At 62.6% G+C, this 25,757-nt stretch carries 19 protein-coding genes, 1 tRNA gene and 1 rRNA gene; 8 read left to right on the forward strand and 13 right to left on the reverse strand.

The window, feature by feature from the left end; genetic code table 11:
• The coding region (locus ACNPAA_RS17365) for a transposase (RefSeq protein ID WP_417891907.1) at positions 1 to 302 on the reverse strand (302 nt) is incomplete at its 3' end.
• Between the two features lie 999 nt (positions 303 to 1,301).
• A complete protein-coding gene (uvrD, locus tag ACNPAA_RS17370; protein ID WP_202007773.1) occupies positions 1,302 to 3,473 on the reverse strand; it encodes a DNA helicase II in 2,172 nt (723 codons plus the stop codon).
• Positions 3,474 to 3,885: 412 nt separating this feature from the next.
• On the opposite strand from uvrD, the gene ACNPAA_RS17375 reads away from it, so the two are divergent.
• The 4 genes from ACNPAA_RS17375 to ACNPAA_RS17390 all read left to right on the forward strand — a co-directional run bounded on the left by ACNPAA_RS17375 (position 3,886) and on the right by ACNPAA_RS17390 (position 8,714).
• A complete protein-coding gene (locus tag ACNPAA_RS17375) occupies positions 3,886 to 4,884 on the forward strand; it encodes a BMP family lipoprotein (RefSeq protein ID WP_041212138.1) in 999 nt (332 codons plus the stop codon).
• An 86-nt stretch (positions 4,885 to 4,970) separates the two neighbouring features.
• Complete coding sequence (locus ACNPAA_RS17380; protein ID WP_102949273.1) at positions 4,971 to 6,548, forward strand: ABC transporter ATP-binding protein; 1,578 nt, start codon at positions 4,971 to 4,973, stop codon at positions 6,546 to 6,548.
• A 79-nt stretch (positions 6,549 to 6,627) separates the two neighbouring features.
• Entirely contained in the window at positions 6,628 to 7,746 is a 1,119-nt protein-coding gene (locus tag ACNPAA_RS17385) for an ABC transporter permease (RefSeq protein ID WP_010672473.1), read from the forward strand.
• A gap of 2 nt (positions 7,747 to 7,748) precedes the next feature.
• Positions 7,749 to 8,714, forward strand: coding sequence for an ABC transporter permease (locus ACNPAA_RS17390; RefSeq protein ID WP_010672471.1), 966 nt, complete (start codon positions 7,749 to 7,751; stop codon positions 8,712 to 8,714).
• Positions 8,715 to 8,777: 63 nt separating this feature from the next.
• Here the strand turns inward: ACNPAA_RS17390 and ACNPAA_RS17395 are convergent, their stop codons facing one another.
• Positions 8,778 to 9,683: a LysR substrate-binding domain-containing protein gene (locus ACNPAA_RS17395; protein WP_039039541.1), complete on the reverse strand. Its 906-nt coding sequence runs from the start codon at positions 9,681 to 9,683 to the stop codon at positions 8,778 to 8,780.
• Positions 9,684 to 9,801: 118 nt separating this feature from the next.
• Between ACNPAA_RS17395 and ACNPAA_RS17400 the strand changes: the two genes are divergently transcribed.
• The 3 genes from ACNPAA_RS17400 (at position 9,802) to ACNPAA_RS17410 (ending at position 12,396) form a co-directional block, all read left to right on the forward strand.
• Positions 9,802 to 10,929, forward strand: a complete 1,128-nt coding sequence (locus ACNPAA_RS17400) for an S-(hydroxymethyl)glutathione dehydrogenase/class III alcohol dehydrogenase (RefSeq protein WP_010672469.1) — start codon at positions 9,802 to 9,804, stop codon at positions 10,927 to 10,929.
• 48 nt (positions 10,930 to 10,977) lie between these two features.
• On the forward strand, positions 10,978 to 11,826 hold the full coding sequence (fghA, locus tag ACNPAA_RS17405) for an S-formylglutathione hydrolase (protein ID WP_039039543.1): 849 nt from the start codon (positions 10,978 to 10,980) through the stop codon (positions 11,824 to 11,826).
• Between the two features lie 63 nt (positions 11,827 to 11,889).
• Positions 11,890 to 12,396 (forward strand): DinB family protein, encoded by a 507-nt coding sequence (locus tag ACNPAA_RS17410; protein ID WP_201872738.1) that lies wholly within the window; start codon positions 11,890 to 11,892, stop codon positions 12,394 to 12,396.
• Between the two features lie 72 nt (positions 12,397 to 12,468).
• Here the strand turns inward: ACNPAA_RS17410 and ACNPAA_RS17415 are convergent, their stop codons facing one another.
• A complete protein-coding gene (locus ACNPAA_RS17415; protein WP_103244048.1) occupies positions 12,469 to 13,191 on the reverse strand; it encodes a GIN domain-containing protein in 723 nt (240 codons plus the stop codon).
• A 298-nt stretch (positions 13,192 to 13,489) separates the two neighbouring features.
• Between ACNPAA_RS17415 and ovoA the strand changes: the two genes are divergently transcribed.
• Entirely contained in the window at positions 13,490 to 15,637 is a 2,148-nt protein-coding gene (ovoA, locus tag ACNPAA_RS17420) for a 5-histidylcysteine sulfoxide synthase (RefSeq protein WP_103244047.1), read from the forward strand.
• Between the two features lie 57 nt (positions 15,638 to 15,694).
• On the opposite strand, the gene ACNPAA_RS17425 is transcribed toward ovoA, so the two are convergent.
• The 9 genes from ACNPAA_RS17425 to ACNPAA_RS17465 all read right to left on the reverse strand — a co-directional run bounded on the left by ACNPAA_RS17425 (position 15,695) and on the right by ACNPAA_RS17465 (position 25,714).
• Positions 15,695 to 16,666 carry a bile acid:sodium symporter family protein gene (locus ACNPAA_RS17425; RefSeq protein ID WP_103244046.1) on the reverse strand — a complete coding sequence of 324 codons (972 nt, stop codon included), beginning with the start codon at positions 16,664 to 16,666 and terminating at the stop codon, positions 15,695 to 15,697.
• Between the two features lie 272 nt (positions 16,667 to 16,938).
• Complete coding sequence (locus tag ACNPAA_RS17430) at positions 16,939 to 18,384, reverse strand: amino acid permease (protein WP_103244045.1); 1,446 nt, start codon at positions 18,382 to 18,384, stop codon at positions 16,939 to 16,941.
• Positions 18,385 to 18,550: 166 nt separating this feature from the next.
• Positions 18,551 to 18,889, reverse strand: coding sequence for a tRNA-binding protein (locus ACNPAA_RS17435; protein WP_191967246.1), 339 nt, complete (start codon positions 18,887 to 18,889; stop codon positions 18,551 to 18,553).
• A 76-nt stretch (positions 18,890 to 18,965) separates the two neighbouring features.
• On the reverse strand, positions 18,966 to 20,411 hold the full coding sequence (locus tag ACNPAA_RS17440; RefSeq protein ID WP_103244043.1) for an amino acid permease: 1,446 nt from the start codon (positions 20,409 to 20,411) through the stop codon (positions 18,966 to 18,968).
• 100 nt (positions 20,412 to 20,511) lie between these two features.
• Positions 20,512 to 20,967: a beta-galactosidase subunit beta gene (locus ACNPAA_RS17445; protein ID WP_103244042.1), complete on the reverse strand. Its 456-nt coding sequence runs from the start codon at positions 20,965 to 20,967 to the stop codon at positions 20,512 to 20,514.
• Positions 20,964 to 24,050 (reverse strand): beta-galactosidase subunit alpha, encoded by a 3,087-nt coding sequence (gene ebgA, locus ACNPAA_RS17450; RefSeq protein WP_201872742.1) that lies wholly within the window; start codon positions 24,048 to 24,050, stop codon positions 20,964 to 20,966. Before ebgA ends, ACNPAA_RS17445 begins: the two co-directional genes overlap by 4 nt.
• A gap of 321 nt (positions 24,051 to 24,371) precedes the next feature.
• Complete coding sequence (ebgR, locus tag ACNPAA_RS17455; protein WP_103244040.1) at positions 24,372 to 25,337, reverse strand: transcriptional regulator EbgR; 966 nt, start codon at positions 25,335 to 25,337, stop codon at positions 24,372 to 24,374.
• A 164-nt stretch (positions 25,338 to 25,501) separates the two neighbouring features.
• Positions 25,502 to 25,616: ribosomal RNA gene (rrf, locus tag ACNPAA_RS17460) — 5S ribosomal RNA — on the reverse strand.
• Between the two features lie 22 nt (positions 25,617 to 25,638).
• Positions 25,639 to 25,714 (reverse strand) — tRNA-Thr (locus tag ACNPAA_RS17465).
• Between the last annotated feature and the right edge of the window lie 43 nt (positions 25,715 to 25,757).

Raw genomic sequence — 25,757 nt, forward strand, 5'->3', positions numbered from 1 at the left:
TCCGGCAAGGCGCTATCCAGGGATAACCGGGCAAACAGACGCATGGAGGCGATTTCGTACAGAGCATCTTCCATCGCGCCATCGCTCAGGTTGTACCAATGCTGCATGCAGTGAATGCGTAACATGGTTTCCAGCGGATAAGGTCGCCGGCCATTACCAGCCTTGGGGTAAAACGGCTCGATGACTTCCACCATGTTTTGCCATGGCAGAATCTGCTCCATGCGGGACAAGAAAATCTCTTTTCTGGTCTGACTGCGCTTACTGCTGAATTCACTGTCGGCGAAGGTAAGTTGATGACTCATGATGAACCCTTTTTCATGGCTCCAGATGACAAACATGATCTCATATCAGGGACTTGTTCGCACCTTCCCTAGATTACAGGAACGGATGACTCCTAGCTGTGACAGGGTCGTAGGTTCGAATAGCGAAGCGTATTCGAACGATCGCGTATTAAGGCTGCCGCGATGATTGATATGTAAAATCAATCCAGCCTAAGTCGGGTTGATGCAGTTAGATATCGAAAGCAATCAGAGCGCTTCCAATCTGGCATACGCCGTCACCTGGCGACGTCGAGCTATAGCAGCCCCCGGCTCTGCTGACCGACCCCTTCGAAGTTCAGTGCTATGCCTTCCCCAAATTTCAGATGATGCTCCCAAACTAAAGTCGGGCACGGTATTGATCCCCCTCCAATCCGCCGAGGGTCAGAGGCAACGTCAGGGACGCCATCAGGGATGATGGCGTAGCCGCAGCGGACAGGGGCCAAATCGGGTCAGGGCGACCCCGATTTGGCGCGAGAACAAGGATGTTCGAAGCGGGGTTTGGCCGAAGCCATGGATGGCGTAGGCCAAAGTGCCGTCTGCGGTGGCCCGTCCGACGTTGGCTCTGGCCCGAGGGCAACCGCGAAGCGGTCGGATTGGCGGGGGTGGCCTTTCTTTTGGTGACTTTTCTTTGGCCACGCAAAGAAAAGTCACTCGCCCAAGCCCGAAGGGCGGGCGAAACCCTGTCGAGGGCCCAGCCCTCGCGTCCTGCACGGCGCCAGCCGTGCCATCAGAAAGCGCCCCTCATCCCCAACCCTTCTCCCACAAGGGGAGAAGGGAGCAAAGACGATCACGGGAACAGGCCCCGCTCCCGCCATGGGATAAGGAAGCAAAGACGATCTCGGGAACAGGCCCTCCCCCGCAGGGGAGAAGGGGGCAAAGACGATCACGAGAAAAGGCCCTTCTCCCACAAGGGGAGAAGGAGGCAAAGACTATCTCGGGGATGATCCCCTCTCCCGTTGGGAGAGGGTCAGGGTGAGGGGATTAAAGCGCCTCCAATCTGGCATACGCCGTCACCAGCCACTTGGCGCCGACGTCGTCGAACTGGATCTGCACCCGGCTCTGCTGGCCGACTCCTTCGAAGTTGAGCACGATTCCTTCGCCGAATTTCGGATGGAGCACCCGCTGGCCAAGCTTGATGCCGCTGGCGTCGAAGATCGCGCGCACCTCGTTCTGGCTAAAGCGCCCATATTGCGTGGGTCTACTCACCTGGGTGCGCAGCCGGATCTCCTCCATGCACTCGGCGGGCATCTCGCGGATAAAGCGGCTCGGCTTGTGGAACATCTCGCGGCCATAGATGCGGCGGCTCTCCGCATAACAGATGTAGAGCTTCTCCATGGCGCGGGTCATGCCGACGTAACAGAGGCGGCGCTCCTCCTCCAGCCGCCCCGACTCCTCGGTGGATTGCTGGCTGGGGAACATGCCCTCTTCCACGCCGACCAGCAGCACCAGGGGATATTCCAGCCCCTTGGCGCTGTGCAGTGTCATCAGCTGCACTGCATCGGCATATTCGTCCGCCTGATTCTCGCCGGATTCCAGCGCCGCGTGGGCGAGGAAGGCGGAGAGATCGCTCATATCTTCCAGCTCGTCCGGGCGCTGGTACTGGCGGCAGGCGGTGACCAGTTCGTCCAGGTTTTCTACCCGCGCCTGGGATTTCTCGCCTTTTTCCGCCAGATACATCGCCTTGAGGCCGGAGTGCTGGATGGCGATATCCGCCTGCTGGTGCAGGGGCAGCAGGGAGACCTGTTCCTCCAGCGCGTCGATGAGATCCACAAAGCCGCGCACCGCGTTGCCGGCGCGACCGGTCAGCACCTTGTCATTGAGCAGTGCCTTGGCGGACTGCCACAGGTTCTGGCCCTGATCGCGGGCGTTGTTGCGCAATATCTCGAGGGTGCGATCGCCGATGCCGCGGGTCGGGGTGTTGACCACCCGCTCGAAGCTGGCGTCGTCGCCACGGTTGTTGATAAGGCGCAGGTAGGCCATGGCGTCTTTGATTTCCTGGCGCTCGAAGAAGCGCAGGCCGCCGTAGATCCGGTACGGCATGGCGTCCTGCATCAGCGCCTCTTCCAGCACCCGGGACTGGGCGTTGGAGCGATAGAGGATGGCGCAGTCGGCGAGCAAGCCCCCTTTCTCTTTCCAGTCTTTGAGGCGGCCGACCACGAAGCGGGCCTCGTCCACCTCGTTGAAGGCGGCGTAGAGCGAAATCGGCTCCCCCTCGGCCCCTTCGGTCCACAGCTCCTTGCCGAGCCGCTCGGCGTTGTTGGCGATGACGCTGTTGGCGGCTTTGAGGATATTGGCGGTGGAGCGGTAGTTCTGCTCGAGGCGTATGGTCTCGGCGCCCTGATAGTCGGTCAGGAAGCGCTGGATGTTCTCAATCTTGGCGCCGCGCCAGCCATAGATGGACTGGTCATCGTCGCCGACGATCATCACCTTGCCGGTGTCGCCGGCCAGCATCCGCAGCCAGGCGTACTGGATGCCGTTGGTGTCCTGGAACTCGTCCACCAGGATGTTCTGGAAGCGGTCGCGGTAGTGCTCGAGGATGTGGGGCTTGTTGAGCCACAGCTCGTGGGCGCGCAGCAGGAGTTCTGCGAAGTCCACCAGCCCGGAGCGATCGCAGGTCTCCTGATAGGTCTTGTAGATCTGCTGATAGGTGCGGGTGACGGGGTCGCCGTAAAGATCGATGTCGCCGGGGCGCAAGCCCTCGTCCTTCTTGCCGTTGATGTAGCCCATCACGGCGCGCGGGGCCCAGTGCTTCTCGTCGAGGTTGAGGGCCTTGAGCACCCGGCGAATGAGGCGGTACTGGTCGTCGGAGTCGAGGATCTGGAAATCCTGCGGCAGGCCCGCATCCAGATGGTGGGCCCGCAGCAGTCGGTGGGCGATGCCGTGGAAGGTGCCGATCCACATGCCGCGCACGCCGTCACCGATCACCTTCTCGACCCGGCCACGCATCTCTGCCGCCGCCTTGTTGGTAAAGGTCACCGCGATGATGGAGAAGGGTGAACAGCGTTCCACCTGCATCAGCCAGGCGATACGGTGCACCAGCACCCGGGTCTTGCCCGAACCGGCACCGGCCAGCACCAGCAGGTTGCAACGGGGGGCCGCCACCGCGTCTCTTTGCTTGTCATTGAGCCCGTCGAGCAGGGTTGAAACGTCCATCACCACTCCTGTTTATTTATACAGGCGGGGATTATACGGCCTGAGCCGCCAGAGACCAAGCCGTGAGCAGCCGGGGGCCAGCCAGCCCGCCAATGTGGCGTCGATGAGGCCGCAGGGCTGGTGCCGATGGAAGCCAGTTTTTTCATCAGGGGAGGAAAACGGTTGCGCCTAACGTTATGAATCCAAACACAAATGTCGATCGAGCCCTATTAATCCCGGAATTTAATTCTGCAAAAACACCATAAAACAAACACTTATAAGGCAATTTGCTTATATTTCAAACCGTTAACGCAAACGTTTTTCCTCTATGATCCCCTTGACCAACGGGCTGGCTCACTTACAGTTAGCCAGCGTGCTTTATGACCTGCCAAGACAGGTTGTGGACCCTCACATAACAATCAAGGATACGATCGTGACTAAAGTGCTCAAGCTGGCCACCGTGGCCGCCCTCACCCTCGCTGCCCTGTCCGCCCAGGCAGCCTCCGAGCCCGCCGTCATCTATGACACCGCAGGCAAATTCGACAAGTCCTTCAACGAAGCCGTGTTCCGCAACGGCGTCGAAGTCTACAACAAGGACAAAGGCGTCAAGGTCAAGGAGTTCGAACCCCAGAACGAAGCCCAGCGCGAGCAGGGCCTGCGTCGTCTGGCCAGCCGTGGCAACGGCCCCATCGTCGCCGTCGGCTTCAACATGGGTTCCGCAGTAGAGAAAGTCGCCACCGAGTTCCCGAACACCCAGTTCACCATCATCGACATGGTGGTCGACAAGCCGAACGTCCAGTCCCTCATCTTCAAGGAGCATGAAGGTTCCTTCCTGGTGGGTGCCCTGGCAGCCATCGCCTCCAAGACCGGCAAGGTCGGCTTCGTGGGCGGCATGGACATCCCGCTGATCCGCAAGTTCCAGTGCGGCTATGAGCAAGGCGCCAAGTACATCAATCCGAAGATCGACGTCTATCAGAACATGACCGGCTCCACCCCGGCAGCCTTCGCCGACCCGGCCAAGGGTGCAGAACTGGCCAAGTCCCAGTTCGCCAAGGGCGCCGATGTGGTCTATGCCGCCGCCGGTGGCACCGGGATCGGTGTCTATCAGGCTGCCAAGGACGAAGGCAAGCTGGCCATCGGTGTGGATTCCAACCAGAACCACCTGCAACCGGGCACCATGCTGACCTCCATGGTCAAGTCCGTGGGTCTGGCCGCGTACAAGAGCTGGGATGACGCCGCCAAGGGCAGCTGGAAGCCGGGCATCCAGTCCCTGGGTCTGGCCGAAGGCGGGGTTGACTGGGCGCTGGACGAGAACAACGCCAAGCTGATCACCCCGGAAATGAAAGCCAAGGTCGAGAGCATCAAGGCCGACATCATCGCCGGCAAAATCAAGGTGCACGACTACATGAGCGACAACTCCTGCAAGTACTGAGTCCCTGCTACGACTCTCAACCAGTGATGACCGGCCCGCACGGGCCGGTTTTTAGTCTCTACTTCATGACCCGCAAGGACTGCATCATGGACCAGACAGATCGCTATGCCATCGAATTAAGGGGTATCGATAAGCGGTTCGGCGACGTGTACGCCAACAAGCAGATCGACCTTCAGGTTCGTAAAGGCAGCATTCACGGCATCGTCGGCGAAAATGGCGCCGGCAAGTCGACCCTGATGAGCATCATTTACGGTTTCTACCACGCCGACAGAGGCGAGATGCTGATCGACGGGAATCCGTTCAAACCCCATGGCTCCCAAGATGCGATTGCCGCAGGCGTGGGCATGGTGCACCAGCACTTCATGCTGGTGAACAACTTTACCGTATTGGAAAACGTCATCCTGGGGGCCGAGAACGGCTGGCGCCTGGGCAAGAGCCTGGCGGCCGCCGAGAAGCTGCTGGGCGAGCTGGCACGGGACTATGGTCTCGAGGTGCCGCTGCACGAGAAGGTCGAGGATCTGCCGGTGGGCCTGCAACAGCGGGTCGAGATCCTCAAGGCGCTCTATCGCGGTGCCCGCATCCTGATCCTCGACGAGCCCACCGGGGTACTGACCCCGCAAGAGGCGGATCACCTGTTCGAGGTGCTGAAAAAGCTGCGGGATCAGGGGGCGACCGTCATCCTCATCACCCACAAGCTGCGGGAGATCCTGGCCATCACGGATCAGGTCTCCATCATGCGCCGGGGGGAGATGGTGGCCCATGTCGCCACCAAAGACACCGACAAGGAGCAGCTCGCCGAACTGATGGTGGGCCGCAAGGTGCGCCTCAAGGTCGACAAGGGCACCGCCCAGCCGGGCGAGGCCAAGCTCAAGGTCGAGTGCCTCTCTTACGTCGATGACGCCGGGGTGGAACGGGTCAAATCCGTCAGCTTCGAGGTGCGGGCAGGGGAAGTGGTCGGCATCGCCGGGGTCTCCGGCAACGGCCAGTCCGAGCTGCTCAGCATGCTCGGCGGCATCCTCAAGCCCAGCAAGGGCGGCTTCACCATCGCCGGGGCGCAGCGCCACGAGGTAAGCCAGAGCCACCCGGCCGACCCGGAGCAGGTGCGCAACTTCGGCCTCGGCCACATCCCGGAAGACAGGCACAAGATGGGGCTCATCAACCGCTTCGAGGCGAAAGAGGCCTTCATCCTCGGTTATCACCGCCGTGCCCAGTACAACAAGGGCTGGCTGCAGGACAAGGAGGCGATCCGCCAGGATTGCCAGGCCAAGATGGACAAGTGGGACGTGCGCCCGCCGAGCCCGGAGCACAAGACCGCCAACTTCTCCGGTGGCAACCAGCAGAAGCTGGTGATCGCCCGGGAAGTGGAGCAGGACCCGGATGTGCTGCTGGTCGGCCAGCCGACCCGGGGCGTCGACATCGGCGCCATCGAGTACATCCACCAGCAGATCATCGCCATGCGCGACAAGGGCAAGGCGGTGCTGCTGGTGTCGGTGGAGCTGGACGAGATCATGAGCCTCTCCGACCGCATTCTGGTCATCGCCGATGGCCGCATCGTCGGCGAGCTGGACGGCGCCAGGGCGGATGAACGCACCATCGGCCTGATGATGGCGAACATAGTTCCTGACGACGTGGCGACAAGCCAATCACAAGGAGCCACATCATGAAGGTCACAACCACTTGTAACGGATTCGGCCTGATGATGGTCAACACACCAGTCCCCGACGATATCAAGGAGGCCCATTCATGAGCCAAGCACGTGTTCCAGCCTGGATATCCGTGGGCGTGCTGCCCGCAGTCAATATCCTGCTGGCCTTCCTGGTGTCGGCCATCCTGTTCTATTACCTCGACATCAGCCCCATCGAGGCAGCCGAAATCATGTGGTACGGCGCCTTTGGCACCGGCGAGGGGATAGGCTTCACCCTCTATTACGCCACCGGTTTCATCTTCACCGGTCTGGCGGTGGCGGTGGCCTTCCACGCCGGCCTGTTCAACATCGGCGGTGAGGGGCAGGCCTATATCGGCGGCCTCGGGGTCGGTCTGGTCTGTCTGCTGCTCGGGGACGTGCTGCCGTTCGCCCTCTTGCTGCCGCTCGCCATCATCGCTGGCGGCCTGTTCGGCGCGGCCTGGGCCTTCATCCCGGCCTGGCTGCAAGCCAAGCGGGGCAGCCACATCGTCATCACCACCATCATGTTCAACTTCATCGCCGCCTCCCTGATGGCCTACCTGCTGGTAGACGTCTTCAAGCCGCCAGGATCCATGGCCACCGAGAGCAAGGTGTTCGCCGTGGCGAGCTGGCTGCCGAAGATGAGCGAGCTGGCGGCCGGTTTCGGCATCGCCATGCCCAACAGCCCCCTCAACATCAGCTTCTTCTGGGCGCTGATCTGTGCGGCCCTGGTGTGGGTCTTCATCTGGCATACCCGCTGGGGCTACGAGATCCGCTCCGTGGGCGCAAGCCAGAGTGCCTCCGCCTATGCGGGCATCTCCTACCCCAAGGTGGTGATCCTGGCCATGGTGATCTCCGGCATGCTGGCGGGCTTCTTCGCCCTCAACGTGCTGCAGGGTGAGCTGCACCAGATCAAGCTCAACTTCGTGGAAGGCTTCGGCTTCACCGGCATCGCGGTGGCCCTGATGGGCCGCAACCACCCGGTCGGCGTCATCATCGCCAGCCTGCTGTTCGGCTTCCTCTACCAGGGCGGCGCCGAGCTCAGCTTCGAGTTCGGGGTGGACCGCAACATCGTCGTGGTGCTGCAGGGTCTGGTGATCCTGTTCTGCGGCGCCCTGGAGCACATGCTGCGCCCGCGCATCGAGCAGGCCTACCTGGCCTTTGCCAACCGCCCGGCCGCCCAAGTGAAAGGAGCCTGATCATGTTCGAAATGCTGATCCTGATGCTGGATGCCACCATCCGCACCGCACCGCCACTGATCCTGGCGGCCATGGCCGGGATGTTTTGTGAACGCTCCGGGGTGGTCAACATCGCCCTGGAGGGCAAGCTGCTGGCCTCCGCCTTCGCCAGTGCGGCGGCGGCCGCCGTCACCGGTTCCGCCTGGATTGGGCTGGGGGTCGGGGTGGGGATCTCCATCCTGTTCGCCCTGCTGCACGGCTTCGCCACCATCACCCACCGGGGTGATCAGGTAGTGAGCGGCATGGCCATCAACATCCTGGCGGCCGGCCTCACCGTGACCCTGGGGCGCTACTGGTTCGATCAGGGGGGCCAGACCCCGGCGCTCTCCGGTGCGGCACGCTTCGCCCCCATCGACCTGCCCTATGCCAAGGAGCTCTATGACGTGCCCGTCATCGGCCAGCTCTACAGCGAGCTCTTGAGCGGCCACTCCCTGCTGGAATACGTGGCCTTCGCCGCCGTGCCCCTGGCCTGGTGGGTGCTGTTCCGCACCCGCTTCGGCCTGCGGCTGCGGGCGGTGGGCGAGGCACCGGCTGCGGTGGATACAGCCGGTATCTCCGTGGTGCGCATGCGCTACACCGCCCTCATCATCGGCGGCCTGCTGGCGGGGATCGGGGGCACCTATCTGGCGGTGGCCCAGACCGCCCAGTTCATCCCCAACATGAGCGCGGGCAAGGGCTTCATGGCGCTGGCGGCCCTGGTGTTCGGCAAGTGGCGCCCCTGGAACGCCATGGCGGCCTGTCTGCTGTTCGGCTTCCTCGACGCGGTCGCCATCCGGCTGCAAGGGGTCAGCATCGGCGATTTCCCGATCCCGGTGCAGGCCATCGAGGCGCTGCCCTACATCCTGACGGTCTTCCTGCTGGCCGGTTTCATCGGCAAGGCGGTGGCCCCCAAGGCCCTCGGCACCCCCTATGTCAAGGAGCGGGAATAGCCCCGCCCTTCATGCCATGCAAAAGGCCTGCACATGCGGGCCTTTTCTTTTTCGGGCGACGGCTCAGCCGATGGGCCGTACCAGGGCGGGTTGGTGGGGATCACTGAGACGCTCGGCCAGATAGTCCACCAGCAGCCGCACCTTGGGGGAGAGGTGGCGGTTGTGGGGATAGAGGGCCCAGATCCCCTCCTCGGGGGCCCGCAGCTCCGGCAGCAGCTCGATGAGCTCCCCCCGGGCGAGGTGGTCGCTCACGTAGTAGTCCGGCAACTGGATGATGCCGATCCCCTTGATGGCCGCATCCAGCAGGGCGTGGCCGCTGTTGCACTGCAGCAGACCGCGTACCCGCACGCTGTGGGGTTTACCGTTCAGGGTGAAGTGCCACTCGTCGCCGTTGCCCACCAGGCAGGTGTGACGGGCCAGCTCCGAGAGACTGTTGGGCATGCCGTGGCGGGCGGTGTAGGCGGGGGAGGCGCATACATAGGGAACCCGCTGCGCCAGCTTGCGGGCCACCAGGGTCGAATCCTTGAGGTGGCCGAGGCGGATCGCCAGATCGAACCCCTCGTGCACCAGATCCAGCAACTGGTTGGTGAGGTTGAGGGTCACCTCCAGCTGGGGGAAGCGCACCATGAAGTCGTTCACCAGGGGGGCGATGCGGCTCTCGCCGTAGGAGACCGGGGCCGTGATGCGCAAGGAGCCCTGGGGCACCGCCTGATGGCGTCCCACCGCCAGCTCCGCCTCGTAGAGGTTGTCCAGCAACTGGCGGCAGTGGCGAAAATAGATCTCCCCGAGTTCGGTGAGACGCACCTGGCGGGTGGTGCGCAACAGCAGCTTGGCCTGCAGCCTGTCTTCGAGCTGTGCCACCTGGCGGCTCACCTGGGCCACCGACACCCCGAGCTTGCGCGCGGCCGGGGTAAAGCCCCCCTGCTCCGCCACGCTGACAAATTCACAGACCCCTTCCCAGCCGAACATTATTACCTGTGTGTAAAAGTGATTTGATACTTAGCGTTATTATCACCAAATCGGCGGGAAACTACACTGGATCTCCGAACTCATTTCCGTTCATCCAACCACTACGAGGACGTCATTCATGGCACAGGTTCAGAGCATCAAGTGTAAAGCCGCCATCGCCTGGGGACCGGGTCAGCCCCTCTCCATCGAAGAGGTCGAGGTCATGCCGCCCCAGGCCGGCGAGGTGCGGGTGCGGATCGTCGCGACCGGCGTCTGCCACACCGATGCCTTCACCCTCTCCGGTGAAGATCCGGAAGGGGTCTTCCCCTGCATCCTGGGCCATGAAGGGGGCGGTATCGTCGAGTCCGTCGGTGAGGGTGTCACCAGCGTCAAGGTCGGCGATCACGTGATCCCGCTCTACACCCCCGAGTGCGGCGAGTGCAAGTTCTGCAAATCCGGCAAGACCAACCTGTGCCAGAAGATCCGCGCCACCCAGGGCAAGGGGCTGATGCCGGACGGCACCACCCGCTTCTCCAAGGACGGCCAGCCCATCTACCACTACATGGGCACCTCCACCTTCAGCGAATACACGGTACTGCCCGAGATCTCCATCGCCAAGGTGGATCCGGCCGCCCCGCTGGAAGAGGTCTGCCTGCTGGGCTGCGGCGTCACCACCGGCATCGGCGCCGTGATGAACACCGCCAAGGTGAAAGAGGGTGAGAGCGTCGCCATCTTCGGGCTGGGGGGCATCGGCCTCTCCGCCATCATAGGCGCGCGCCTGGCCAAGGCCGGCCGCATCATCGCCATCGACATCAACGAGAGCAAATTCGAGCTGGCCCGCAAGCTGGGCGCCACCGACTGCATCAACCCGAACACGTTCGACAAGCCCATCCAGGAGGTGATCGTCGAGATGACCGACGGCGGCGTCGACTTCTCCTTCGAGTGCATCGGCAACGTCAAGGTGATGCGCGCGGCGCTGGAGTGCTGCCACAAGGGCTGGGGCGAATCCGTCATCATCGGCGTGGCCGGTGCGGGCCAGGAGATCAGCACCCGTCCGTTCCAGCTGGTCACCGGCCGGGTGTGGCGCGGCAGCGCCTTCGGGGGCGTGCGCGGTCGCAGCGAGCTGCCGAGCTACGTACAGCGCTACATGCAGGGTGAGTTCAAGCTGGACGACTTCATCACCCACACCATGCCCCTCGAGCAGATCAACGAGGCGTTCGATCTGATGCACGAAGGCAAGAGCATCCGCACCGTCATCCACTACTGATCCCATGAGCGCCCCGCCCATCGCATGGGCGGGGCAAGGAGTCCTTACATGAATCTGGACATCATCAGCAGCAACAAGAGCTTCGGCGGCTGGCACAAGCAGTATCGCCACCGCTCCAATGTGCTGGGGTGCGAGATGCGCTTCGCCATCTACCTGCCGCCCCAGGCCCTCACCGGCCAGAAAGTGCCGGTGCTCTACTGGCTCTCCGGTCTCACCTGCACCGACGAGAACTTCATGCAAAAAGCCGGGGCCCAGCGCATCGCCGCCGAGCTCGGCATCGCTCTGGTGGCGCCGGACACCAGCCCCCGCGGTGAAGGGGTGGCGGACGATCCCGGCTATGACCTCGGCATGGGGGCGGGGTTCTACGTCAACGCCACCCAGACCCCCTGGCGAGATCACTACCAGATGTACGATTACGTCACCCGGGAGCTGCCCGAGCTCATCGAGACCCACTTCCCGGTCTCGACGAAGCGCGCCATCAGCGGCCACTCCATGGGGGGCCACGGCGCCCTCATCGCCGCCCTGCGCGAGCCGGGTCGCTACCGCTCGGTGTCGGCCTTCAGCCCCATCAGCCACCCGAGCCGCTGCCCCTGGGGCCAGAAGGCCCTCGGCGCCTACCTCGGCAACAACCCCCTGCTGTGGCAGGAGTGGGATGCCTGCCAGCTGCTGCGCCACCACGACAGCCCGCCCCTGCCGACCCTGGTGGACGTGGGGCTGGACGACCCCTTCCTGGCGGAGCAGCTCGGCATCGACACCTTGGCCGAAGTGGCCGCCACCCGGGCGTGGCCCCTGACGCTCAACCGCCATGCCGGCTACGACCACAGCTATTACTTCGTGGCGAGCTTCATCGAGGCGCACCTGCGCTTTCACGCCAACCACCTGGGCGAACCGGCCTGAGGCTGACCCGCTCGTGGCCGCCCCGTCAGCGGGCGGCCATTCACCCGGAAACAGGAGACAAGGATGCCTCTCTTCACCACATTGCTGGCCATGCCGGACCAGTTCGAGCGGCTGCTGGCACAGGTCCCCACCGGCCATCTGGACTGGGAACCCGCCAACTGGGCCGGGATCCCCTCCGAGCGTTTCAGTGCCAGGGGGCACCTCTGCCACCTGCTGGACATCGAGGTGCTGGGCTATCAGGTGCGGTTTCGTCGCACCCTGGCGGAAAGCCTGCCGGAGCTCGCCTCCCTCGATGGCTATCAGCTGGCGCTGGACCATGATTACCCCCGGCAGGATACCGCCACGCAGCTCGACCGGTTTCGCACCGCCCGCCTGCAGACCGTCGAATGGCTGAAGAAGGTGCCGTCCGACGCCTGGCAGCGCCGCGCCCGCTATGGCGGCTATGGGGAGGTGACCCTGGACGGTCTGGTGCGCCTGCTCGTCAGCCATGACCACCAGCACCTCGCCGGCATGCAGTGGCTGCTGATGCGCCTGAACGCCGATCTGGGCCTCGCACTCCCCCTCGAGTGAGGCGTCGCCCCACAGTGTCGCATCCTGCAAAAAAGGCCCCGAGGGGCCTTTTTCATTGTTGCGATGATGGGATCAGCTCCCCAACCGGCTCACCTGACCCGAGCCCGCGATCTCGCTGGTCAGCGCTGGGCTGCCCCAGTAGTTGACCGCACCGGCACCAGCGATCTCTATCTTGAGCCGCGACCGGGCCCGCACCTCGACCTCGCCACTGCCAGCGATGCTCACCTCGACCTCCTCGCTGGCGAGCCCGGCCCCCTTGACGCCACCGGCGCCGGCGATGTTCAGCGCCATCACCCGGGCGGAGCCCTGCCCCAGATCCAGGTTGCCCAGCCCGGCGATGTTGCCTTCCAGCCGATCCAGCGTCAGCCCGCTGGCGACGATGTCCCCCGTGCCCGCCAGGGAGAGCACCAGATCATCCCCCTTGAAGTCGCGCAAGGCGCCGTTGCCAACCCCCGTCAGTGCCAACTCGTGCAGCGTCGGCAGGGTGATGGTGATCTCCAGCGGCTGGGTGGGGTCGAGCCGGTAGCCATCCTTGACCTCGATCTCCAGCTTCTCCCCCTTCTCGGTGAGTACCAGATAGGGCAGCAGGTTGGCCTCCCCCTTGACCCTGAGGGTGTGGCTCTCTCCCGCCACCAGGTACAGGTTGGCGGGCACGCCCGCCAGCACCCGGGTCACCTCCCGCCCCAGGGGATGCTGCTGCTCCACCACGGCCCCCTCCCCGCGCACCTTGACGTCATCCTGCCAGCTGCATCCGGTCAGTCCCAGGGCCAGCACCACTCCCAGCATCCATTTCATCCCGCTACTCCTCGTTTCCTCTTTGCCGCACGGCGCGGCAGGTGAGTGGCAATCAGCAAACCCTGTGCCATATGGCTAACATCATGATTTATCTATCCATTTCAATATTTCGAGGCTCGAAGGGTCCATAACAAAGAGTCATTCAGACCACAACCTGGTCAATCTGACCACACCCGAAGGGGGGTGTTGACCCATTTTTTTGGTTGCCGCCCCGGTTCGTTGAGCCAATAGTGATACCTGGTGCGTATAGAGCACTCCATCGCTGCTTCACCCGCCAGAATCAACAAGGAGTCAGAGCGTGACCCAAGCCAGCCACCCATTCGTCCATCCGGGCCTGCCTGCCCCCACCCGCACCCCGCTGCTGACCGGCGACGATCCCGACCACAAGCGCCGCGAGCTGCTCGCTTACTTCTGCCAGACCTTCGATCTCTACGACTCGCTGTTCGACTGTCTGGCCGACGAGCGGGCCTGGTTCAACAAGGCGATCCCCCTGCGCCACCCCCTCATCTTCTACTACGGCCATACCGCCGCCTTCTTCGTCAACAAGCTGCTGGCGGCGCGCCTCATCGAGGGCCGCATCGACCCCCGCATCGAGGCCCTGGTCGCCATCGGGGTGGACGAGATGAGCTGGGACGATCTGGACGAAACCCACTACGACTGGCCCTCCGCCAGCGAGCTGCGCGCCTACCGCGGCCGGGTGCGCGCCCTGGTGTGTGATTTCATCGAGCGGATGCCAATCGAGCTGCCCATCCATTGGCAGAGCCCGGCCTGGGTCATCCTGATGGGGATAGAGCACGAGCGCATCCACCTCGAGACCTCCAGCGTGCTGATCCGCCAGCTGCCCCTGGCCTGGGTGCGCAGCCAGCCCCAGTGGCCGGTCTGCCCCGAGGCGCGCCACGATCTCGCCGCCGTCCCCGTCAACACCCTGCTGCCGGTGGCCGGCGGCCTGGTGCGGCTCGGCAAGCAGGACGCCACCTACGGCTGGGACAACGAATATGGCGAGCGCCACATCGAGCTGGCCCCCTTCCAGGCCAGCCGCATGCTGGTGAGCAACGCCGAATACCTGGCCTTCGTGCAGGCGGGCGGATATGAAGCGCCCGCCTGGTGGGACGACGAGGGCCGGGGCTGGCGCCAGTATGCCAACGCCCGCATGCCCACCTTCTGGGTCGGCGATCCCAATGAACCCGAGCAGTTGCAACTGCGGCTGATGACCGCGCAGGTCCCCATGCCCTGGGACTGGCCGGTGGAGGTGAACCAGCTGGAGGCCGCCGCCTTCTGCCGCTGGAAGGCGGATCAGACCGGCCTGCCCGTCCAGTTGCCAAGCGAGGGGGAGTGGATGCTGCTGCGGGAGCAACTGGCTGGCGATCAGCCGGACTGGATGGAGGCCCCCGGCAACATCAACCTGGCCCGCTTCGCCTCCTCCTGCCCGGTGGATGCCTGCCCCCAGGGCAGCTTCTTCGATCTGGTGGGCAACGTCTGGCAGTGGACCAGCACCGCCATCGACGGCTTCGAGGGGTTCAAGGTGCACCCCCTCTACGACGACTTCTCCACCCCCACCTTCGACGGCAAGCACACCCTCATCAAGGGCGGAAGCTGGATCAGCACCGGCAACGAGGCACTCAAATCCTCCCGCTACGCCTTCCGTCGCCACTTCTTCCAGCACGCGGGCTTCCGCTACCTGGTCTCACGCCATCAGGAGCCCGTCATCGTGAACCCTTATGAAACCGACACCCTCGTCGCCCAGTATCTCGACTTCCAGTACGGTCCGAGCCACTTCGGGGTCGCCAACTACGCCGAGGCTCTGGCCGGTCTTGCCAGCGAGCTCTGCGGCCGCCATGAGCGGGCGCTCGACATCGGCTGCGCCACCGGCCGGGCCAGCTTCGAACTGGCTCGCCGCTTCGCCCACGTGGACGGGGTGGACTACTCGGCCCGCTTCATCGACGTGGCCCTGACCCTGGCAAGACAGGACAGCTTCCGCTATGCGGTGCCGGTGGAAGGGGATCTGGTGGAATATTGCGAGGCGCGCCTCTCCCGCCACGAGCTCGGTCGCGAGCAGAGCGAGCGGGTCCACTTCAGCCAGGGGGATGCCTGCAACCTCAAGCCCAAGTACGGCGACTACGACCTGGTGCTCGCCTCCAACCTCATCGACCGGCTGCGGGAGCCCGCCCGCTTCCTGCGGGACATTGCTCCGCGCCTTCGCAGCGGCGGCCTGCTGGTGCTCACCAGCCCCTACACCTGGCTGACCGACTACACCCCCAAGGCCAACTGGCTCGGCGGCATCCGGGAAAACGGCGAGGCCCTCGGCACCTATCAGGCGCTGCAACGGCTGCTGGCGGAGGAGTTCGAGGAGCACATGCCCCCGAGGGACGTCCCCTTCGTCATCCGCGAGACCGCCCGCAAGTACCAGCATACGGTGGCCCAGCTCACCGTCTGGCACAAACGCTGACGACGCGGCAAACGAAAGAGGGAGGCCCATGGCCTCCCTCTTCTTTATCCGGACCGCTTACCCCTCCTGTACCTGGGGCAGGGCCTCCTGCTCGCGGTAGCGGCGGGCCAGCACGGCGCACACCATCAGCTGGATCTGGTGGAAGATCATCAGCGGCAGCACCATGACCCCGACGCTGGCGGCGGGGAACATGACGTTCGCCATCGGCACCCCGTTGGCCAGACTCTTCTTGGAGCCGCAGAAGACGATGGTGATCTCGTCCGCCTTGTTGAAACCGAGGCGACGGCTGATCCAGACGTTCCACCCCAGCACCAGGGCCAGCAGCACGCAACTCAGCAGCACGATGCTGGCCAGATCGTACCAGCCGACCTGGTGCCAGATCCCCTGCACCACCGCCTCGCTGAAGGCGACGTAGACCACCAGCAGGATAGAGCTTTGATCCAGCTTGCCAATGAGCGGCCGGTGGCTGTCGACCCAGCCACCGATGAGCGGACGCGACAGGTGGCCCACCACGAACGGCAGCATCAGCTGCACCATGATGGCCTGAATGGAGTGCCAGGTATCGACCCCCTCCCCCTGCACATTGATCATCAGCCCTACCAACACCGGCGAGAGGAAGATGCCGAGGATGCTGGAGGCCGAGGCGCTGCACACCGCCGCCGACACATTGCCCCCCGCCATGGAGGTGAAGGCGATGGCCGACTGCACGGTGGCGGGCAGGGCGCAAAGGTAGAGGAAGCCGAGATAGATAGCCGGGCTCAGCCACTGGGGCACCAGGGGCGTGAGCAGCAGCCCCAGCAGCGGGAAGAGCAGGAAGGTGCTCGCCATCACCACCAGGTGCAGCCGCCAGTGGCCGAGGCCCGCCAGCAGGTTCTGGCGCGACAGCTTGGCACCATGCATGAAGAAGAGCAGCGCCACCGCCAGCTTGGTCAACAGACCGAACCAGACGGCCACCTGCCCCTCGCAGGGAAAGAAGGAGGCCAGGGCCACCACGGCAATCAGCACAGAGGTAAAAGGATCCAGACGCACGGGGAGTCTCCAGAGAAAGCGCGTCCCGCACGGGAGGGGACGACAGGGCACGGGGAAGGCGTCATCAGGCGGCGACCCCGGATACGAAGGGACAAGCTTACCCCGAACACCCTGTGGTGCAAAGTTGAGCGGCAGCTTCATTTGTTTCATTTTGTTAAACGATAACGCACATTCTCACAGCAAAACTAAACGATTTTGACCCTCCGGCCCCGGATCCGGCCAATAAAAAACGGGCGACCCTGGTCGCCCGTCTCCTGTTTGCCACATGCCGGTCAGCGCTGGCTGGCCAGGGTGTCGCAGCCCGCTTTCTTCTCGTTGCCACCTGACTTGCGGGCCTGCCGCTTCTCGAAGCGGGAGATCCACCAGTAGGCCAGTGCCGAGAAGACCGCGGTCATAAAGACGTTGATGAAGAAGGCGCGCACCAGATCCACCCCGGCCGGGAAGGCGGAGGCGCTCATGCTCACCACGAAGATGGCGATCAGCACCGACACCACGCCCATCCCGAACTTGCGTGACCCCATGCGGAACTCGCGGGGGGTGTCGTCATGTTTCCAGCGGAACACGAAGTAGGCCACCATGATGAAGATCGGCGGCAACATGGCGGTGCCGGCGGTGAGGTTGATGGCGGTGTTCATCATTTGCTGCACCGACTCGGAGCCGAAACCGTTGACCACCAGCATCGCGAACACGAAGACAAACTGCCACCAGGCGGCGCGCACCGGCACCCCGTGCTCGTTGAGCTGGGTGGTCTTCTCGCCGTAAACCCCCTGCGGGATCTCGGAGAAGTGGATCTTCACCGGCGCCGAGGTCCACATCATCATGGAGCCGAACATGGCGATGAACAGCACCACGCCGACGAAGCGGCCCACCAGCGCCTCGGAGAGCCCGAAATACTGCGCCATGCCGGTGAAGATCTCCACCATGCCGCCGGCATAGGTGAGGCTCTCGCGCGGCACGAACACGTTCACCAGCAGGGAACCGACCGCATACATGGCGCCGATGACGATGCCGGCACTGATGATCACCTTGATGAAGGACTTCTGGCCCCCCTTCACGTCATTGAGGTAGGCCGCCGCCGTCTCGGCACCGCCCGCCGCCTGGAAGATCCAGCACATGATGCCGAGGGTCGCCCAGTTGACGGTGGGAGTCATCGCCTCCAGCGTGATGGGCTGGGCCGGCACATGATCGCCACCGAGGGCCATCAGGGCCCCCAGCACATAGATGGCGAACAGGGCAAATACCCCGTAGGCCACGATCTCGGCAATCTTGCCGAGCCAGCTCGCCCCCTTGGTGGAGATGTGGGTCGCCGCCGCAAACAGCACGATGGAGATGACCGAGGTGACCATGGGCGAGAAGCTGTACTCATAGCCCAGCATGGCGTAGGAGGCGTAGGCGATGACGTTGGGCAGCAATGAGACGAACCAGAACAGGTTCACGAACCAGTAAAGAAAAGAGCCCAGATAGGCCATCCGGGTGCCGAGCGGCTTTTTCAGCCAGTCGTACATCCCCGACTCGGAGTTTTTATTGGCCGAGACGAACTCGGCGATGATGAAGACGAACGGGATGAAGTAGACGAGGGTCGCCAGCAGGAAGATGGGGGCGGAGCTGAGCCCCAGCTCGATGTTGTTGTTGACGATGTTGCGCACGTTGAACACGGCGGCAAAGGTCATCGACAACAGGGCAAACTTGCCTATGGTGCCGCGTACGGATTCAGACATGGTGTCCTCCAGTGGACTCGCGCTCCCTGCGGGTAACGCTGTGACTCTGTGATGTGTTCGGCAAGGGTCTGTCGGCCCCGCGCTTTACTCTCTTGTTATGATCGGGCCGCGTGGACGGCCTCGTTGCTGAACCGGTACCGTCTCCCGCACCGGCTCGCAATACCATTCAGACGATCGGAGTGCCCGGCGCCATCGGCACCCGCGGTTGCAACAGCACGCTCTGGCTCTCGTCCGGGGTCTCGGCGCAGAGCAACATGCACTCGGATCGCTCGCCGCGCATTCGGGTGGGCTTGAGGTTGGTCAGTACCACCACCTCGCTGCCCATCAGCTCCTCTTCGCTGTAGTAAGGCACCAGACTGGTGACGGTCTGCAGCGGCCGCTCGCCCCCTACGTCGATCTGGACGATGTAGAGTTTGTCGGCCCCGGGGTGGCGCACCACCTCCAGCACCTTGCCCACCTTCAACTCGACCCGCTTGAATTCGGCAAACTCGATCGTCTCGCTCATGCTCTTTTCCTTTTCTGGTTCAATGGTTTGCAGGTGGCCAGAGGCCACCCAGCTTGATTGGAATTCAATGCAGTGCCTATGGCGTCTGCATGGCAACCTGCGCTGTCGGCTGGGCCTCTTTGGCACGCGCTTCGGCACTGAGGGAGGCTTCGTATCTGTTGTATTTCCACCAGGCGAAGCCGAGGAAAATCACGATCCCGCCGACGTTGTAGAAGATGATGGTCATGATGTCGGCGCCGGTCGGGAAGGTGGAGGCGAGGAAGCCCACCGAGAAGAGGACGATCAGCACCGAGACCACGGCGATGCCGGTGGTGCGCGAACCCATCTTGAACTCCCGCGGCAGGTGATCGAGCTTCAGCCGCAGATTGAGGTAGGCCAGCATGATAAACAGCGGCGGCAGCATGGAAGCGGCGGCGGTCATGTTGATGACGGTGTTCATCAGATCCTGCGCGGTGTTGGAGCCCAGGGTCGGGATCACCATCAGCGGCAGCACGATGAGGTACTGGATCCAGGCTGCACGGGCGGGCACGCCGTTCTCGTTCAGCTCGACCGTCTTCTTGCCGAAGATGCCGGCCGGGATCTCGGAGAAGAAGATCTTCACCGGGGTCGCCGTCCACATCAGCAGGGAGCCGAACATGGCGGTGAAGGAGACCAGCCCGACGAAGCGGTTCATCAGGATCTCAGGCAGGCCGAAGTAGGCTGCCAGCCCTTCAAACACCTGCACCGAGCCGCCGGTGTATTTCAGGGTGTCGCTGTGGACGAACACGTTGATCAACAGGGATGCGATGGAGTAGAGCACGCCGATAAAGATCCCGGCGACGATGATCACCTTCACGAAGGACTTGGAGCCGCCTTTCACGTCATTGACGTAGACCGCGACCGACTCGGCGCCACCGGCTGCCATAAAGATCCAGGTGGTGATGCCGAGGAAGGCCCAGCTGAAATCGGGGATCATGGCCTCTACCGTGATGGGGTCAGCCGGTTGCACGCCGCCCACCAGAGCCGCACCCGCCAACAGGATGTAGGAGAGGGTCAGCAGCAGCATCAGGGACGAGGTCACCGAGGTGATGGGGCCGAGCATCCTGGCGCCGTTGGTGGAAACGTAGGTGGCAAAGGCAAACAGCACCATGCTCAAGGCCGTGGTCGCCACCGGGGTGAGAATGTACTCGTAGCCGAGGAAGGCATAGGAGGCGTAGGCGATAACCCGCGGCAGCAGCGAGGTGAAGAAGAAGAGGTTCACGAACCAGTAGGTGTAGGCGGAGATAAATGCCCAGCGACCGCCGAGGGAGCTCTTCACCCAGGCGTAAACCCCCGCTTCGGAGTTCTTATTCAGTGACACAAATTCCGCAATGATCAGGCAAAACGGAATGAAGTAAAAAATGGTGGCCAGAAAGAACATCGGGGCCGAGGCCAGACCGATCTCGATGTTGTTGTTGATGACGTTGTTGAAGCTGAATACCGCCGCGAAGGTGAGCGACAGCAGACCAAACTTGCCTATCGTATTGCGTTTGGAATCAGACATGGTGCATCTCCAGACCTGTAGTTATCTCACGAAAGGGCGGGGTATGGGTTGTAGGGTGAACCCCGCCCTTCCGGCTTTGTCAGTGCAGACCAGCGGCTTGTTATTTGTTCTTGAAGTAGCCGCCTTCGACGGTGACCTTGATGATCACCTTGCGCACCGGGCTGTCGCCTGTGAACCGGTAAGCCTCGTCGTTCTCGAAGATCACCACCTGACCGTTGCCGACTTTCTGGCGCTCGCGCACCTCGCCGGCCAGCCACTCGCGGTCGGTGGTGTCGTCGTAAGCCTGCTCGACCGCCAGCTCGCTCTTGGCAGCCCACTCCACCGTCTCTGCCCCTTCCAGGTAGTAGTGAACGTCGAAGTAACGGCGCTGCCCCTCGAACAGGGAGGTGGCCGGGCTGGCCCCCTCCTGCAAGCGGTAGGTGAGGGAGTCACCGATGGAGTGGCAGATGCCGGGCTTGAGGTTGGCCAGATTGTTGATGGCCTCCACGCAGCGGCCCCACTTCTTGCCCTCCCGGTAGATATTTTTGAACAGGGTCAGGTTGTCCAGGGTGATCATGCGAGGTTCCTCCCGCCGTTGATGGTGAGGTCGAGCCCGGCCAGCGCAGCCGGATTGAGGTTGCCACGGGCGATGGGCAGCAGGGTCAGGCCGAAGCTGAACGGCTCGAAGCGCACCCGCCAGGAGTCCAGCACCTCGGAGCCCCAGGAGTTGGAACCGAGCCCCAGCACCTTGTGATCCAGATTGAGGGTGAGATAACCGCTAGGCTCCAGCTCGTTGATGTGCTGCGCCGCATGGATATGCTCCCAGCTGTAGGGCCAGACGCTCAGGTTGATGGGGGCATCGGGCCGCACGTAGAGACCGGCGCCGTGACGGTTGGTCAGGGTCGCCCAGCGCACCTGCTGGCGGTTGCCGTTGTCCTGCGGGAAGGGGTAGTGCTCCCACATCTCGCCGACTGTGCTCTGGAAGCTGTCGATCCAGTTGCTCTGGCGGCTGTCCTGATAGTTCTCGCCCGGGCCCATGCCGTAGTAGTGCACCCGATCGAGATCCTGACGAATGCCCAGCTCGAAGCCGATCTTGGGAATGATGTCGTCATAACCGCCGTAGGGCTGACCGGACAGTGCCACGTGCAGCTGGCCGTTCGGGCTCAGGGTGTAGACGTATCGGCAGCGCATGCCGAAGTCGAACACCGGCGGCGCGATCAGACTCTCCACCGTCACCTCGACCGCCTCGCCCAGCTGACGCCAGCTCAGCGTGCGGAAGTGCTCCTGCATGATCTGCAGGTGGTTCGGGTGCCACAGGCTCTCGTACTCCTGCTTGTGGTTGTCGATCATCGGCTTGAAGAAGGTGAGGCGCGGCGAGCGCTCAATCAGCTCGATACCGTCCTGCTGCCAGCTCACCAGCTTGCCGTCGAGGCGCGAGAAGCACAGGGCAAAGCCGCTACCGCTCAAGGTCAGCGCGAGGCGCTCGTCGGCAATCTGCAGCGCAGTAGCGTTGGGATTGGCAAAGGGTCGCAGCTGGCGAGTCGATACCTTCAGCTGGAACTGGTACTGGCCCAGCTCGTGCTCCGCCGCGCTATAACGGGTGGCAGTGGCCTTGATGACCCGCAGCTGGACGAAGGTTTCCCGCCCATCAAGGGATGGCAGTTCGAGCTGCAACTCGGTGGTGGCACCGGGGGCAACCCCTTCCAGCCGGATTTGCTGGCTGGCCAGCAGCTCGCCCTCGGCCTTCACTTCGACCAACAGACGGATGTCGTCGAGAGTGGAGAACCAGTAGCGGTTTTCCACTGCCAGCTTGCCGCTCGCCAGATCCAGTGCCCGCACCTTGACCGGGCAGATCACCTGCTTGTATTCGCGCAGGCCCGGCCCCGGGGTCTGATCCGGATAGATGAGGCCATCCATGCAGAAGTTGTAGTTGTTGGGGTAGTCACCATAGTCGCCGCCGTACTTGTAGACCGGGCGGCCCTGCTCGTCCTGATCCAGAATGCCGTGATCGCACCACTCCCAGATGTAGTGGCCCTGAATGTGGGGATGGCGGTCGAACACCTGCTGGTATTCGCTGAGGCCACCCGGGCCGTTGCCCATGGCGTGGGCGTATTCGCAGAGGATGCGCGGCTTCGCCATCGGGAACTCGCCGAAGCAGTTCATCTGGGAGACGCGGGAATACATGGTACTGACCACGTCCACCACCTCGGCATCGCGATCCTCTTCGTAGTGCACCAGCCGGGTCGGGTCGATCGCCTTACAGCGCTGGTACATGGCTCTGATGTTGCAGCCGTAGCCGGACTCGTTGCCCAGCGACCAGATGATGATGGAGGGGTGGTTCTTCTGGGCGTGAACGTGGCGCTCGATGCGATCCACGAACACCGGCTCCCAGAAGGGGTCGTCGGTGATGCGGCTGAGATCGCCCACGTTGGCAAAGCCGTGGGTCTCCACATCGGTCTCCGCCATCACGAACAGGCCGTACTGATCGCACAGCTCGTAGAAGCGCGGGTCGTTCGGGTAGTGGGCGGTGCGCACCGAGTTGAGGTTGTGCTGTTTCATCAGCACGATATCGCGTTCAACACGGTCCATGCCGACCGCGCGGCTCTTGAGGTGGTCGTTGTCGTGACGGTTCACCCCGTGCAGCTTGAGATAGTGACCGTTGACGTAGAAGAGGCCATCCTTGACCTTGATTTCACGCACCCCAACCCGCTGCGGGATCACCTCCAGCAGCTCGCCCTGACCGTTGTAGAGGGAGAGTTGCAGCTGGTAGAGGTAAGGATCTTCGGCACTCCACAGATGGGGGTGGGCCAGATCCAGCGTGAAGCGGCAATCACACTTGCCATCGATGGCGAGATGGTCGAGCGAGCCGCTGGCGATCTCGCTGCCCTGATCCAGCAGCGCCCAGACCAGACGGTGATCACGGGCGGGCGCCCCCAGATTCTCCAGCTGGATATCGCAGCTCAGGGTGGCGCTCTGGCCGGCAATCTGATTGTCATCGGCCAGCGCGGTGCGGATGAAGAAGTCCTGCACATGGGCGGCCGGTTTGCCCACCAGATAGACGTCGCGGAAGATCCCCGCCATCCACCACATGTCCTGATCTTCGATATAGGTGGAGTCAGCCCACTGCATCACCCGCACCGACAGCAGGTTCTCGCCAACCTTGGCGTAGGCGCTGATATCGAACTCGGCGGTGAGACGGCTGCCCTTGCTGAAGCCGACGTAGTGGCCGTTCACATAGACCTCGAAGTAGGTCTCCACCCCGTCAAACTTGATGATCACCTGCTCGCCGCCCCAGGCCGGGCTCAGCGTGAAGCTGCGCTGATAGGCGCCGGTGGGGTTGTTGGTCGGCACGAAGGGCACGTCGATGGGGAAGGGAAAACCTTCGTCGGTGTACTGGAGCTGACCATGTCCTTCCATCTGCCACATGTTGGGCACGGTGATCTGGCCCCACTCGCTCATGGGGCTGTGATAGAAGGCCTCCGGCACCTGCAGGGGGTGGTCGAAGTAGTGGAACTGCCATTGGCCGCTCAGCCCCAGAAAACGGCGGCTCAGCTCGCGCTGCATGGTGGCCGCCAGCCCGTGATCGGCATAAGAGAAGAAGTAGGCACGCGGAGCCAGCCTGTTTTCACCAACGAATTGGACGTTTTCCCAGTTATTCACATGTCCTCCCGGAACAAGGCAACGTTAACTGGGTAAACTCTAGATAAACATTTACTAAATATCAGTTCTGAATAGGTAAAGTTTTAACCTGATCACAGTGAGCGGATGGTTTTGTGAGCGAGATCAGAAGCGGGAGATAAAGGAGAGCAAGATATGAATGAGTGGCATGGATGTTGATAGCAGTAGACTGAACTGTAATGAAATTAATTATAAAACAATATGATATGAGTTTGCTGGAAGAGATGGGAAAGAGATTTGCTTGGGAGATGTGTTGCGCCACCGCAAGATGGCGCGACTAAAAACATAGGTGCTTTACTAAAATTATCGTGTGGTACCGCGCAGAGTCAATTTGCTCGGAACCAGCACCCGCAGCGGGATATCCCGCTCGTCACGTAGCCGTTCAACCAGCAGATTGACTCCCTGGGAGCCCATCAACTCGGAGTGGATCCGCACCGTTGAGAGCGGCGGGAAGGTGAACTTGGCGGTCGGAATATCGTTGACGCTGATAAGCTCGATCTGCTGGGGAATCGCCAGTCCCTTCTCGTGGATGGCACGCAGCACACCGATGGCGATGGAGTCGGAGGCGACAAACAGCGCCCTGGGCCAGTCACCGGCCAGCATCTCCTTCGCCAGCTTGTAGCCGGAAGCGCTGGAGAAGTCTCCGCGATAGAGGTCGCTCTCCTGTACCACGCCAAGCCGCTGGCCATAATCCCGGAAAGCCAGTTCCCGCAGATCCGGGCCATCATCCTGGCCACCGATATAGCCGATGCGCTGATGGCCCTCGGCGATGAAGAAGTCCACTACCTGCTGGCTGATCAGCGCCAGATCCACGTCAATCGAGTCAAAATCGCCCTGAGAGCGGCAATCCACGAACACCAGCTGGGCAGACAGGCTGCGCAGCACGGCCAGCCGTTCTTCCGGCAGATGGCCGATGACCAGGATGCCATCGACGGCAGAGAGCTCACGCCCCTCGGCACCGTTGTAGCAGTGGGCCAACTCGATGTTGAGGCGGGTGCACTGGGTCTCGATGCCGTAGCGGATGGCGAGGTAATAGGGATCGTTGACCTCGGTGCTCTGGGGATAGGCGTAGACAGCCAGGAGCTGCAGCTTGCTCTTGTGCACCCCTTTGCGGGCGCTGCTGGTCTTGTACTCCAGCCGCTCGGCAATCTCGAAGATCTTCTGCCTGGTCTCGTCCTTGACGCTCAGACTGGGATCCTCGTTCAGCACACGGGATACGGTAGCAAGCGATACCCCCGCCTCCTGTGCAATTTCCTTCAACGTAGCCATCAATACCTCGCAGGCAGCATCACGTGTTCATCGGGCAACGGCTAAAGAGTAACGAGCAATCCCTTGATAGCCCAGCATTTTTACTGAAATAGAAGCAGGGAATTGAGGTGGGAGGACAGAAATGCAAAAAGGCCTCCCGCATGGGAGGCCTCTTCTGAATAGGTGCCTGACAGTGTCCTACTCTCGCATGGCGAATGCCACACTACCATCGGCGCTACCGCGTTTCACTTCTGAGTTCGGCATGGGATCAGGTGGTTCCACGGCGCTATTGCCGTCAGGCAAAAGCTGTACTGCTTGAAAATGGTGCTGATACCCAGAATCGAACTGGGGACCTCATCCTTACCAAGGATGCGCTCTACCGACTGAGCCATATCAGCACACTAACCGGTAAAGACCACGCTCAATGCGTAATCTAAAATT

Origin of the sequence: Aeromonas sp. PS2Canimalfood6 (assembly GCF_048276795.1) — a bacterium.
Lineage (GTDB): Bacteria > Pseudomonadota > Gammaproteobacteria > Enterobacterales > Aeromonadaceae > Aeromonas > Aeromonas caviae.

Bases quoted from the DNA above. Each gene is read 5' to 3' on its own strand.
- fghA (WP_039039543.1), top strand. From the start codon at position 10,978: ATGAATCTGGACATCATCAGCAGCAACAAGAGCTTCGGCGGCTGGCAC.
- ebgR (WP_103244040.1), bottom strand. From the start codon at position 25,337: ATGGCTACGTTGAAGGAAATTGCACAGGAGGCGGGGGTATCGCTTGCT.
- ACNPAA_RS17390 (WP_010672471.1), top strand. From the start codon at position 7,749: ATGTTCGAAATGCTGATCCTGATGCTGGATGCCACCATCCGCACCGCA.
- ACNPAA_RS17385 (WP_010672473.1), top strand. From the start codon at position 6,628: ATGAGCCAAGCACGTGTTCCAGCCTGGATATCCGTGGGCGTGCTGCCC.
- ACNPAA_RS17435 (WP_191967246.1), bottom strand. From the start codon at position 18,889: ATGAGCGAGACGATCGAGTTTGCCGAATTCAAGCGGGTCGAGTTGAAG.
- ACNPAA_RS17445 (WP_103244042.1), bottom strand. From the start codon at position 20,967: ATGATCACCCTGGACAACCTGACCCTGTTCAAAAATATCTACCGGGAG.
- ACNPAA_RS17395 (WP_039039541.1), bottom strand. From the start codon at position 9,683: ATGTTCGGCTGGGAAGGGGTCTGTGAATTTGTCAGCGTGGCGGAGCAG.
- uvrD (WP_202007773.1), bottom strand. From the start codon at position 3,473: ATGGACGTTTCAACCCTGCTCGACGGGCTCAATGACAAGCAAAGAGAC.
- ACNPAA_RS17400 (WP_010672469.1), top strand. From the start codon at position 9,802: ATGGCACAGGTTCAGAGCATCAAGTGTAAAGCCGCCATCGCCTGGGGA.
- ACNPAA_RS17410 (WP_201872738.1), top strand. From the start codon at position 11,890: ATGCCTCTCTTCACCACATTGCTGGCCATGCCGGACCAGTTCGAGCGG.
- ACNPAA_RS17440 (WP_103244043.1), bottom strand. From the start codon at position 20,411: ATGTCTGATTCCAAACGCAATACGATAGGCAAGTTTGGTCTGCTGTCG.
- ACNPAA_RS17415 (WP_103244048.1), bottom strand. From the start codon at position 13,191: ATGAAATGGATGCTGGGAGTGGTGCTGGCCCTGGGACTGACCGGATGC.
- ACNPAA_RS17380 (WP_102949273.1), top strand. From the start codon at position 4,971: ATGGACCAGACAGATCGCTATGCCATCGAATTAAGGGGTATCGATAAG.
- ACNPAA_RS17430 (WP_103244045.1), bottom strand. From the start codon at position 18,384: ATGTCTGAATCCGTACGCGGCACCATAGGCAAGTTTGCCCTGTTGTCG.